The 11,514-nt window shown below is 64.1% G+C and carries 8 protein-coding genes and 2 pseudogenes; 5 read left to right on the forward strand and 5 right to left on the reverse strand.

Annotated elements, in window-relative coordinates; translation table 11 throughout:
• Positions 1–109: 109 nt before the first annotated feature.
• Positions 110–640, forward strand: a pseudogene (locus tag HDG39_RS28725) (EAL domain-containing protein); the annotation flags it as partial.
• Positions 641–877: 237 nt separating this feature from the next.
• Here the strand turns inward: HDG39_RS28725 and HDG39_RS28730 are convergent.
• Positions 878–2,917 carry a glycoside hydrolase family 28 protein gene (locus HDG39_RS28730; RefSeq protein WP_184010777.1) on the reverse strand — a complete coding sequence of 680 codons (2,040 nt, stop codon included), beginning with the start codon at positions 2,915–2,917 and terminating at the stop codon, positions 878–880.
• Positions 2,918–3,320: 403 nt separating this feature from the next.
• Here HDG39_RS28730 and HDG39_RS28735 point away from each other — a divergent pair, with 403 nt between their 5' ends.
• Positions 3,321–5,042 (forward strand): ShlB/FhaC/HecB family hemolysin secretion/activation protein, encoded by a 1,722-nt coding sequence (locus tag HDG39_RS28735; protein WP_184010779.1) that lies wholly within the window; start codon positions 3,321–3,323, stop codon positions 5,040–5,042.
• A gap of 61 nt (positions 5,043–5,103) precedes the next feature.
• On the opposite strand, the gene HDG39_RS28740 is transcribed toward HDG39_RS28735, so the two are convergent.
• Positions 5,104–5,781: a phosphoribosyltransferase gene (locus HDG39_RS28740; RefSeq protein WP_184010781.1), complete on the reverse strand. Its 678-nt coding sequence runs from the start codon at positions 5,779–5,781 to the stop codon at positions 5,104–5,106.
• 99 nt (positions 5,782–5,880) lie between these two features.
• Complete coding sequence (locus HDG39_RS28745) at positions 5,881–6,861, reverse strand: acetyltransferase (RefSeq protein ID WP_184010783.1); 981 nt, start codon at positions 6,859–6,861, stop codon at positions 5,881–5,883.
• A 175-nt stretch (positions 6,862–7,036) separates the two neighbouring features.
• Between HDG39_RS28745 and HDG39_RS28750 the strand changes: the two genes are divergently transcribed.
• Both HDG39_RS28750 and HDG39_RS28755 read left to right on the forward strand, forming a co-directional pair.
• Positions 7,037–7,345 carry a hypothetical protein gene (locus tag HDG39_RS28750; protein ID WP_184010785.1) on the forward strand — a complete coding sequence of 103 codons (309 nt, stop codon included), beginning with the start codon at positions 7,037–7,039 and terminating at the stop codon, positions 7,343–7,345.
• Positions 7,342–9,003, forward strand: coding sequence for a bifunctional aminoglycoside phosphotransferase/ATP-binding protein (locus HDG39_RS28755; protein WP_184010787.1), 1,662 nt, complete (start codon positions 7,342–7,344; stop codon positions 9,001–9,003). Before HDG39_RS28750 ends, HDG39_RS28755 begins: the two co-directional genes overlap by 4 nt.
• Positions 9,004–9,231: 228 nt before the next feature.
• On the opposite strand, the gene HDG39_RS28760 is transcribed toward HDG39_RS28755, so the two are convergent.
• Both HDG39_RS28760 and HDG39_RS28765 read right to left on the reverse strand, forming a co-directional pair.
• Positions 9,232–10,122, reverse strand: coding sequence for a F0F1 ATP synthase subunit gamma (locus tag HDG39_RS28760; RefSeq protein ID WP_184010789.1), 891 nt, complete (start codon positions 10,120–10,122; stop codon positions 9,232–9,234).
• A gap of 424 nt (positions 10,123–10,546) precedes the next feature.
• Entirely contained in the window at positions 10,547–11,074 is a 528-nt protein-coding gene (locus tag HDG39_RS28765; protein WP_184010791.1) for a flavodoxin family protein, read from the reverse strand.
• Between the two features lie 240 nt (positions 11,075–11,314).
• Between HDG39_RS28765 and HDG39_RS34715 the strand changes: the two are divergent.
• Positions 11,315–11,514, forward strand: a pseudogene (locus HDG39_RS34715) (IS6 family transposase); the annotation flags it as partial.

Below are 11,514 nucleotides of genomic sequence, written 5' to 3' on the forward strand. Positions count from 1 at the left end.
ACGCTGGCGTATTGGATTCGTGAATGGATTCTACGCGCAAACTCCTGGTGAAATCTCAAGCTGTTGGCGGCTCACGTTTCAAATCTTCTCCCTCCAGTCAGGCGGCGCGGTGTGCAGCCGGTCGCGTGGCGAGCGCCCGCAGATCGCAGATCATTCCGCGCGGCCGGAAACACCTGCAACGACGTTTATACCCCTGGCCGAAGACATCGGTTTGATTGCGTCAATCGGAGAATGGGTGCTGCAAACTGCCTGTGCACAGGCAAAGCGCTGGGAGGAAGTGCTGCCGGAGCTGCGCATGTCGGTCAACGTGTCACCCAGCCAGCTTACTTCGAGTGATTTCGGCGCCGTCGTGCGTCGTGCTCTTGCCGCGTCACAATTGGCCGCGGACCGGCTCGAACTGGAGATTACCGAAGGAGGCCTGGTTGCACCGGGCGCCCTTCCCACCCTGCACGACATTGGCGTGTCCATAGCGATCGACGACTTTGGCGCCGGTTACTCGAGCCTGGCTTACCTGCGCAGCTTTCACGCGGACCGTCTGAAGATCGACATGTCGTTCATCCGCGGCATTGGCAGCAGTCTCGCGGATGAGACGATTATCGGTGCGATCATCGCACTCGCCCGCAATTTGCGTTTCGAAGTCGTCGCGGAAGGCGTCGAACGAGCGGAACAATTGGCTTTCCTTGCCGAGGCCGGCTGCGGAGATCGTTCAGGGATACTATTTCGCCGCGCCACAGCCAGCGGCGAATATTCCGGCCTACGCGGCGAGCCTGATGAGCGAGCTGCAAAGTGGCTCGTCTTGAGAGCCCCCGGCGCGACAACTTCACTTTGGCTGTGCGACGCCAAAGAGCGGCCCTCGCCGCTCTTTGGTGCGTCGTGTTTAACGCGGATCCGACAGCGTCTGATTGAGCGTCTGCCCAGCGATGATCACGTTCTGCAACGTAATGTCGTGCACGTTGTAGAGGTAGATCGGACCCGGCGTGCTGGCGCTCGCGGGGCCTGCGGCCACAGGCGTGCCGAAGTCGCAGTTGGAAATCGTCACTCCCGTGATTGCCGGTACGGTCGGCGCAGGCGCCGGACCGTTGTAGTCGAACGCAACTGGACCTTGTGCAACGATGGCCTGGAAACAGGAGCCGGTTGTACTGCCCAATGTCACGTTCGAAGCATTGACGTTCGTGATGTTGACGTTGTCAATGAGTGCGGGGCGTGTGCGAATCGCATCGGCGGCAGGCTGGTAATCGCAATCGAACGTGATCAGGCCGCCTTGAGACGCGGACGGGTTGGCGGCTGTTGCGGTGGCCACACCGATGGGCACGGTGCCGTTGATCGGACTGCCCGTCAGCATCTTGCTGCCGTAGCCCCCACCCGTCAGGCTCACGCCGTGCGGGAGCGTGACGCCATTCACGTAGAAGTTCTTGACGTAGCCTCCACGGTTCATGTTCGTCTTGATACGGATCGCGATGTTCAGCGAATTCGTTGCCCAGAACTGATTGAGCATGGTCAGATTGCGCGCGTAGATGTTCTGCACGCCGCCACCCATCTCGCTGCCGAGCGTAATGCCGCCGTGACCGCTATTCATCATGCAGTTCTGGATCACATGGTTCTGCGCGGGTCCGTACTCCGTGTCGAGATCCTTGCCTGACTTGATCGCGATGCAGTCGTCGCCGGTGTTGAACGTTACGCTGTCGCACAGCACCGTGTTGCAGGCGTCGGGGTCGAAGCCGTCGTTGTTCGGTCCGATACTGTCGGCTGTCACGCCACGGATCACGACGTTCGTGCAGTCCGTCGGATGATGCTGCCAGAACGGCGTGTTGTTGGTTCGGTAGTTTTCCATCAGCACGTTCGTACAACCGATGAACTCAACCATACACGGCCGCAGATAGTGGCCGAGACCAAAGATTCGCTGCGCGAGCGGCACGCCCGCTTCGGAGAGCGCCGGCAGGTAGTTCTGGTCTTGCTGCCACGGCGTAGCCGGATTGGTCAATAGCGTGTAGAGCGAGGCCGAAATGGTAGGGGCGACCACCATCAGATCGACGTTGTTCGGGTTCGTATAGGCCTGGGACGGCGTGGTCGACCCCGCGCAGCCGTATGCGCCGCTGGAACCCTTGTAGGTCCACCAGCAAGTGCTGGTGTTTCCACTTCCGGCGAACGGCGTCATCGCCTGACCGTTCAGCACCGATGTCGGGCCTTCGCCAGTCAGCGCGATGTTGTTCGCATTTCGCGCGTACACGGGCGAGCCGAAGTTCAGGCAGTCGTTCGCCTGCCAGCGGCTGTAGTAAAGGTTGCCGTTGGCGCCGCAGTTGACCGGACCGTCCTTCGCATAGTCGGCAGGATTCGGGCTGAAATAGATCGTGCAGTTCGCGCTCAGATGGAAATTGACGTTGCTCTGCAGCACGATGGGACCCGCGCAATACCACGTGCCCGCCGGCACCACGACCCGGCCGCCACCGGCTGCACTGCAGGCCGCGATTGCCGCGAGGAAAGCGGGACGCGAATCGAACGATCCCGGTGCGTTGGTCGCGCCGGCCCCCGTGCTCAGGGGCGATGAACTGCCGGTGTAGGGGTTGGCCTGGGCAATGACCGCGCACGGTTGCGCACCGTACTGTTCGACCTGGAAATCGACGGCCGGGAACGCACTCTGCGTGATTTTCTGCAGCGCATTAATGATGCTCGTCGCTGAACCGTTGGGACCCCAGATCGGGTCGGCCGCAGCCGTTGACGGCGTGCTTCCCGTCGCTGGCGTGGAACTGCCGCTTCCGCCTGCCGCGGAAGCGGAAACTCCGCTGCCGCCGCCGCAAGCCTGCAGGAGTGCGCTGCCGGCTAGCGCGCCTCCTAGGCCAATGAAGCCACGGCGCGAAATGCGCAAGGTGTCGCCCGTTGCGGGCGCATTTTTATCAAGATCGCACGACAGCTTGGACATGGAGTCCCCTCCGGACAAATAGTTGTAGGCGCATGAGAGAATCGTCATGGCGGAAGTTGTATGACAAGTCTGAAGAGTAAAGACAAGATGCGGGCCAGTACATATGGTGGAAACCCTTGCCAAATGTTTCCTCGCAAGGTGCGAAGAGGGTTCGGGTCGCTTTTGGAAACTCTGCAAGCGCTTCGACTAGAATAATTTCGAGGTGCGGCTCCGCACTCGATGCACCACACCCGTTAATAGGTATCGCCATGAACGACGGAAGGCTCGTATTGCATGCGCGACATCGGGTCGAGGGCGGCGGCTTGCTGGTCGCCGCAGCCTGCTGCCAGGCAGCCAATAGGCACAGCGCTTTGCATATAAGCGATCGATGAAACCGCGATCCGCCGTCCGCACTGCTGTCCTGATGATCGCAACGTGCATTGCGGGCATCATGCAGACCTCACCAGTAGCGGCACAGGCATGGCGCGACCTCGCGCCGCAACCCGCACCGCAGGCGCCGCGAAGCGCGTCGTCACCCTCCTCCACAGAAGCGCAGGCCGAGTCCGCACGGATCGCTGTCGAGCGGCTTGCCGGGCTCATCTTCGAACCGGCCGGCTCGTCCGCGGCGGCATCGCCGAGGCAGCAAGGTCGTATCGTCGCGCAAGGACTGCCCGTACTCGACGACGCCTTCCTGCAGAGCTTCGACACGGACCTCGACAAGCCGCTGACCTTCGGCCGCCTCGCCGAGATACGCCGCGCCGTAGTAGCGCGTTATCGGGCGGCGGGGAAGCCGCTCGTCGACGTCTACGTACCGGAACAGGACGTGAGCTCGGGTGTCGTGCGTATCGCCATTGCCGAATTCAAACTGGGTCGGGTTCACGCCAGCGGCAACACCTACTTTTCGAGCAGGCTTCTCGAACGTGAAATGCCGCTCGAGCCCGGCGGACCGATCCTGCAATCGGCGGTCTCGAAGGGACTTGCGGTGCTCAACGCGAATCCTTATCGACGGGTCGATGCTGTTTTTGCGCCCGGAGAGGCCGCCGACACGACCGACGTCGTGTTGCAAACCGAAGACCGGTTGCCGCTTCGCGTAAGCGCGGGTTACGACAATGAAGGCGTGCCGGACCTCGGCCGTGATCGGTTCTTTGCAGGCATAGGCTACGGCAACCTGCTTGGTCTCGATCAGCAGATCGCCTATCAATTCACTGCCAGCAACGATTTTTTCAGCGGCAATCCGAATATCGAAGGCCGCCCGAACCGCGCCCGCTTCACCGCGCACGCGCTGAACTACACGGCGCCGCTGCCTTGGCTCGACAGTATCGAGTTGTTCGGCGTCTACGCGCAGAGCACGCCACGGTTGCCCGACACGTATGGGCAAACGGGCATTTCTGCGCAGCTCAGCTTTCGCTACGACTTGCGTCTGCCGACCATCACGGACACGACGCAGTTGATCCAGATCGGATACGACTTCAAGCGCAGCAACAACGATCTGGAATTTGGCGGCTCCCAGGTTTTCAACTCGAATACGCACATACATCAGTTCGTGTTGTCATACGACATCAGCAAACCGACCGAGGCTGGCACGGCGCACGCCGCGGCGACACTCGTCGCCAGTCCGGGCGGACTGGATGGCAACAATCAGGACGAGGCATTTAACGCCGCGCGGCAGGGCGCGACGGCCCGCTACATCTATATGCAGTTGACTGCGTCTCGTGCCACCGCGCTTGGGGCTGGCTTCACGCTGATCACGAACGGAACGTTTCAGTGGACGCCGAACACGTTATTACCGAGCGAGGAGATGGGGCTCGGCGGGGAGTCCAGTGTGCGAGGCTACGACCCATACGTCACGCTGGGCGATCGCGGCTGGAACATTCAGACCGAGGTGCGCACGCCTGCGATCTCGCTCGGCGCGAGCAACGCAGTCGTGCAACCCTTTGTGTTTTTCGATGCGGGCCGCGTATGGAGCACGATCGACCAGCCAGCCGAAAATAACCCCGGTCTGCTCGCGGGCGTCGGCGCGGGCGTGCGCGTCCAATGGTCGAGATTCGTGGATTTGCGCTGCACCTATGGCGCGCCATTACGCTCGGCGACACCAAATGGTTCGAAGGCGCCGATCGTGCTCTTGTACGTGTCGGTCGGAACGTGAGCCGTCGATAGATGCCCCATGTTCGACACGGCCCGCCGCCGTATCTGCCTTCATGGCGCCGTCATCCGGTCGAGTCCGAGCCCTGCTCGGGCTCCCAACCGCGCGCGGCGGCGAGACAGGCGCGGACTTCTTCATCGGTCGTCTGGTCGAAATTCACATAGAACCCGCTGATCCCCATCAGCCAATCCGGCTGCAGCACGCTCACGAACGCGTGCGCGATTCCTTCGAATGCCGTGCGCGCATCGGATTGCGACACCGGGACCGCCACCACGATCCGAGCGGGATGTCTGCTGCCGAGCGCGTCGAGCGCCGCATGCATCGACGCCCCCGTCGCGATGCCGTCGTCGACCACGATCACCGTCTTGCCCTGTACTGGCACCGGCGGACATTCCCCACGGTACGCCAGTTCCCTGCGCGCGAGTTCGGCTCTTTCGCGCGCGATCACGTCGGCCAATTGGGCGTCACTGATTTGCAGTTCGCGAAGCACCGACCTTTCCAGATGAAGGGCGCCCCCCGTCGCGATGGCGCCCATCGCCAGTTCCTCGTCTTGAGGCGCCCCAAGCTTTCTGACGACGAGAACGTCGAGCCTGGCATGCAATGCCCGTGCGACTTCGAACGCGACAGGAACGCCGCCGCGCGGCAGAGCCAGCACCACCAGATCGCCGCGACCCTGATAGTCGCGCAGTGCGTGGGCCAGCTGTCTGCCAGCGTCGGCGCGGTCGCGAAACAGGTTGCCCATCGCTTTTCCTCCCGCAACGTCGGTGCGCGGTGCCAGACCCACTATGCCATCAATCGGCCGCATCAAGCGTTCCTCCCGAACGGAGAAGTTTTCACGGCCCTACCGGTCACCCGCTCCACGAACGTCGCGGCAAAACGCAACGCTGAACGCTGTCACGAATTCGTCGAGCCGCGCGCGATCGAGCCCGTCGATACCGGCGGCAGAGACCCTGCCGTTTCCTCCGAACTTCCTGCAAAGGACGTCGGCGCCTCGCGGACAATCGAGCGGAGCCCGTACGCTCGCCGTGTATCGGCCATCGGCGCGGGCCGTCAGCACCGCGTGCGCTCGCGCCGGGTCGCGTCGCGCGACGAGATTGGCGAAATCGCCTCGCGCGCGCCGCGCCCACGCCGCGTCGGGAAGAATGTGCAGCGTTCCATTGGCGAGCCGCCGCATTACCGCGAGTCCCAAGGCCAGCTCGAGGTCTTCCGTTCGTCGCGCCTGCAGTTCGGGCAGCACGCTGGTCGACGCAATGAACTCGAGCGGGTCCGAATAGGGTTGAATGGCGCGATACATCTCGACAGGATCGACGGCAAGATCGACGACGCTGTCCCCATAGGCGTTGTAGTTGATCGCTTCGCCGAGTTCGCGCAGTTTGTGCTCATCGGACGAGTTCACCGCGCACGCAGTGGCGGCCCGATGCGCTGCCCGATGCAGGTTGTCGCCATAGGCCGCGACCACCGCCCATCGCGTGTACCGGCCTTGCAGATGGCGGTCCACGATCAGCGCAGTGCACTTATCCGGTGACGTATCGATATGCGTCGTCAGCAACGCGTGTGCGGGGATGGGACCGGGAAAATGATGATCGAAATAGTCGATCTTTACACCAAGATCCAGCAACGCGATGAGTGGCTCGCGGTTCGAGTCGAGCGAAATATCCAGCACGGTCACGCTGTCGCCCGGCTGCGCGTTCGCGCGTTGCAGAAGCGTTATCTCGCGCTTGGCTCCCGTGATCAGGATGGTGTCGGCAGGCTCGGCGAGCCGCAACTGATGCAGCGCGCAGATGCCGTCGGCATCGCCATTGAAAATATCGAATCGCTTCATCCGCTGCTCCACCGGCGCCGTTGCTGCCACGATCGCACGCGGCTCGACTGGGGTCAAACGGTGACCCACGCTCCATTTCGTATGGAAGCGTACAGGCAGTTGCCGACCGACTGGCGATGCCCGGCTACCGCCTCGTTGATACAGATCAAGCCGGTTACCATACCCGATGGCTTAAATGAGTAGACGATTCCGGCTCGCGCGCAAGGCGGGCGCCGGCCGTCCCACCACGCGGAGGTCAACCGTGCCGAATGAGACGCTCGTGCTTCACCATGACGCCCGGCAATTGCTGCTCAATGGCGTCAATGCGCTCGCCGAGGCCGTCAAGGTCATGCCTGGTTTCAGCGGCCGCAGCGTGATCGTCGAACGCGCGCCCGGCGTGCCGCTCGTTGCGAATTCCGGCCTGGTTGTCGCGGGCTCGGTCGACTCGACCGGTCGCCACGAAGAAGTGGCCGCGCAGCTGCCCGCGAGGTGGAGTCCGGCATGAGTTCGCCACGGAGCCGTAAGCTTTCTTCACGACGCGCCAATGCAAGCATGCGCGGCATCCAGCATCTCGCCAACCGGGTCCGCGCCGCGCGCCGCAGCGTGCGCGGACTCGACGCGACGCTGCGCAGGCCGGGCACGTACCGTCATCCGGCGGGCAGGATCGTCCGGATCGAAACGCACATATCCGTCGTGTATCTCGCCGGGCGCTTCGCGTACAAGATCATCAAACCCGTCGCACCGGGTTTCGCGGACTTTACCGCCACCGCGACCCGCAAGCGCTGCTGCGAAGCCCAGCTCCGTCTGAACCGGCCACTCGCGCAAGGTATTTACGCCGGCGTGCTGCCGATTGCGCGCCACGCCGGCGTGCTGACACTCGGGGACGGCGGCGTGACCGTCGATCACGCGGTCAAGATGCGCCGCTTCGACGAGGCGATGCTCTTTTCGAGTCTCGCTGCAACGGGAGCATTAACGCTGCGCGACATCGACGGCGCGGCGAAGCGGCTCGCCGACTATCACCCGAGGGCGCCCCGCAACGCGCCGTCGTCGCGCTACGGGAGCGCCACGCTGGTGCGAACGCAGATCGAAACGATCAACGCGGCGCTGCTGGCCAATTGCAGCCATCCCGCGCTGCCCGGCATTGCCGCGTGGTGCGCGCGACAGCTCGACCAACTCGCGCAGCTGATCGAGCGGCGCCGCGCCGAGGGTTTCGTGCGTGGCTGCCATGGCGATCTGCATCTGGACAACGTGGTTCGCTGGCGCGGCGCAATCGCGATGTTCGACTGTATCGACTTCGACGATGCGCTCCGCTGGATCGACGTCGCAGCGGACGTCGCGTTTCTCGTGATGGACCTGTGCGCGCGAGCGGAGCCCCGTATGGCCAATCGACTGTTGAACCGTTGGCTCGAAACGTCGGGCGATTATGCGGCGCTGTCGCTGATGCCTTTGTACGTCGCCTATCGCGCGCTGGTGCGGGCGTGGGTCGCGTGCCTGAAAGCGGGATACGTAGCGGGCCGCAATGTCGCCATCCCGGATCCGGCCCTGCGCTACCTCGAGGTGGCGCGGGCGCAAACGCAGAAGCCGGGACCCGTTTTGCTGCTGTGTCATGGCTACTCCGGTTCGGGAAAATCGGTCGCGAGCCGGGCCCTTGCGGACCTGTGCGGCGCGGTGCGAGTGTCGAGCGATGCCGAACGCAAGCGTGTGCGGCCGGCGCCCGACGCGCAAACCTCGCTTGGCGCCGAACGCTACACGCCAGCTGCACGTCACGCGATCTACGACCACCTTCTTCGACTCGCGCACCGCGTGCTGCAAAGCGGCTACAGCGCGATCGTCGACGCGACCTTTCTCGAGTTCCGTCACCGCGACACGTTTTTCGCGCTCGCCCAACGGCTTGGCGTACCGGCCCGCATTCTCTACTTTCGTGCCGAACCAACGGTGCTCGCGCAACGCATCGAAGCGCGCCGGCATGGTCCGCGCGATCTATCCGACGCCGACACCGCGACGCTCGCGCGTCAACTCGCGAGCGCCGACGCACTGACGCCCGCGGAACAGGCGTTGACCTTGTCATTCGACACCGCGGTACCGATGGCGGCGTTCGACTCGCCCGCGTTCTGGCGACCCGTGCTTGCACTGATGCAGTCAGCGCCGTTTGCGACACGCTGATCGTGTTCCGACGCGACGCGGGGTCATTGATCTGCGCGCGTGATCGAGGTCGCGTCCGCGTCGATCACGGCTGGCCGATGCTTTACCCGATCCGTTGATACCGGTGGGCGCTTAGAAGTAGCGCGCGCTCATTGCCGGTGCCTGTTCAACGGGCGGAAACACGGCTGACCCCAGTTGAACGATCGGACGACACGGTCAGCGACACGCAGAGCCAGCACGCGGCGCGCTTCACGACTGCCCTTGTGCCGACGTAGCCGGCGGCACGCAGGCGCCCGTCGCGGCCAGTTCGGCGATTTCGGCGATTTCGGCGGTGATCTCGTCCTGCCGGACGATCCGATAGTCGCGCGTGAGTTCCTGCAGCCGGTCCTTCACATGACGGCTCGCCGCCAGCATCGCCCCGACGCGCGCCGCGCTTTCCGCCGCGAATGACTGCATCAGGCCTTCGCACAGTTCGAGGTACACGTAGCGCTCGGTGAGGCCCCTCAGCAAGCCGTCGAGCGGCAGGTTCAAAAGCGGCGCCTGCCCGCGCGACGCCACCCGGAAGCGCGTGAAATCGAACGGCACCAGCCGCCGCGTCACGATGCGCTCGTCGAGTCCGGGGCCGGGCGTCGCGTGCACGAGCCACATCTGCGACGACGCCTGATCGCGAAAGCGCGCGAACACCGCGTCCGCGAGCTGACTGGCCACGCGCATCACGTCTTCCGCGTGCGAGGCCATTCCCACGGACCAGCCGTAATGCAATGCGCGTTCGTGGGCGAGCATCACGCCGCGCGTGCCGACGATGAAAATCTCGCCCGGCTCGTCCGCCTTCAATCGTTCGACGCGCGCCAGCAGATGCTCGTTGAAGCCGCCGACGAAACCCTGCTCGGTGCATAGCACGATCAGAATGCGCGCGGTGCCTTCCGGTGGCGCGTATTGCGCCGCATGTGCCGACGATGCGGCAGCCAGCACCATCCCGATCGCCTCGCCGACGGTCGCCGCCGTCGAGCGGATGCCCGCGAGCCGCGCCTGCGCCTCGCGCTCGCGCGCGGCGGCGATGCCGCGCATCGCGCCAATCACCGTTTCGAGTTGCCTCGCCGAAGCGGTGCGGCTTTCGATCTCACTGAGCTTGCTGGTCATCGAGACTCCCTGCTGCTTGCGCCGCGCGCGCACGTTCGTGCATCGCGCGCTCGACGAGCGGCTCCGCAACTCCCTCACGATAGCGGCCCGCCCAACATGCAAGCTGATCCGGATCAAACCTTGCAAGCGACGCGTGGCCACGGCCTCCGGAGACATCCGCACGGCAATGCCGATCCACGTTCCATTGACGACGATCAAACCGCGCGCGAGCGCTATGACGAAGCGGCACGGCGCTACGACGCGGCGCGTCACCGTTTCCCTTTCGACCTCGCGGATGTCATTCGTCCGGAGCTCGACAAGCCGAGCTTTCACGGTACCGGACGCAACGCCGGTGCACCGTCATCCACGCACCGACTTCGGCGCGTTGCGCGGTTCGCTGCGGGTTTAGTTGCATCCTTCCCGAGCGCGCGTGCGACCGCCCGCGCTACACCAGCCACTCCGTCTTCCGCCGCGCCGCCATTCTTTGCCTGACCGTCTGCGCGAACGCAACGCGTTTGTCGGCGTCCCTGCGGCGGTACAGGTCGCTGCCGCTGATCACGCAGGCCGCAAGCGGCGTCTTGCCCGCCGCCTCCGACATCTGCTTCAGCGCCGATCCGCTGCCGCGCGCGCCCTCGCAGCAGAACAGCGCCAGGTGACGGATCTGTCCTCCGTTCGATTCCAGCCACGCCCGAACCGGCGCGCACGCGCCGCCTGCCCAGACGGGCGCGCCGACGATGACCAGGTCGTACGCGGCGACGTCGAGCAGCGCCGGCATCACGGCGGCGCGCCGATGGCACAGCGCATCGATCACCGATCTGACGTAGCCGCGTGCGCCATCACGCGATCGTGGCCCGGCGCGTTCGCGGATCGGTTCGATGTCGGCGTCGAGTTCGGACGCGAGCAGTTCGGCAACACGTCGCGTGGTGCCGGTTCGCGAGTAGTAAACGATCAGAATCCCGCAACGCTCGGTCATGTTCCTTCTCCGGCAGCAGACACTGGGCGCTCCGTCCGCCAATTGGGCGTCACTCGTTGCGTGCGCGAAGCGCTCACGCCGAGCCGGGGTATGGACGCGCCCGGATTGACCGGAACATTCCCTGGCCGTGATCGTTGCCCTCCACAGACGGCACGCAACTGCAGGCACCGCTACGGCGCGACGTCCGCTGCTATCACTGGGCTTTGTCACGTTGGCGCTGCGGTCAGTTAAGATGAAGTGATGAAGAAAACGAAATCGCTGTATCACGGTCACCGGTTCCCGGCGTCAGTCATCAGCCACGCCGTACGCTGGTATTTCAGGTTCCAGCTCAGCCTGCGCGATGTCGAGGAGTTGCTGTTCGAGCGTGGCGTGATCGTCAGTCATGAATCGATCCGGCGGTGGATAGACAAGTTTGGGGCTGGTTTCGCGCATCGCGTGAA

The sequence above is a fragment of the Paraburkholderia lebeckiae genome (assembly GCF_014201005.1).
GTDB classification, from domain to species: Bacteria; Pseudomonadota; Gammaproteobacteria; order Burkholderiales; family Burkholderiaceae; genus Paraburkholderia; species Paraburkholderia tuberum.

What these genes read in the sequence shown, in the direction of transcription:
- HDG39_RS28730 (WP_184010777.1), bottom strand. Translation starts at nt 2,917, where the DNA reads ATGTCCAAGCTGTCGTGCGATCTTGATAAAAATGCGCCCGCAACGGGC.
- HDG39_RS28735 (WP_184010779.1), top strand. Translation starts at nt 3,321, where the DNA reads ATGATCGCAACGTGCATTGCGGGCATCATGCAGACCTCACCAGTAGCG.
- HDG39_RS28740 (WP_184010781.1), bottom strand. Translation starts at nt 5,781, where the DNA reads ATGGGCAACCTGTTTCGCGACCGCGCCGACGCTGGCAGACAGCTGGCC.
- HDG39_RS28745 (WP_184010783.1), bottom strand. Translation starts at nt 6,861, where the DNA reads ATGAAGCGATTCGATATTTTCAATGGCGATGCCGACGGCATCTGCGCG.
- HDG39_RS28750 (WP_184010785.1), top strand. Translation starts at nt 7,037, where the DNA reads ATGAGTAGACGATTCCGGCTCGCGCGCAAGGCGGGCGCCGGCCGTCCC.
- HDG39_RS28755 (WP_184010787.1), top strand. Translation starts at nt 7,342, where the DNA reads ATGAGTTCGCCACGGAGCCGTAAGCTTTCTTCACGACGCGCCAATGCA.
- HDG39_RS28760 (WP_184010789.1), bottom strand. Translation starts at nt 10,122, where the DNA reads ATGACCAGCAAGCTCAGTGAGATCGAAAGCCGCACCGCTTCGGCGAGG.
- HDG39_RS28765 (WP_184010791.1), bottom strand. Translation starts at nt 11,074, where the DNA reads ATGACCGAGCGTTGCGGGATTCTGATCGTTTACTACTCGCGAACCGGC.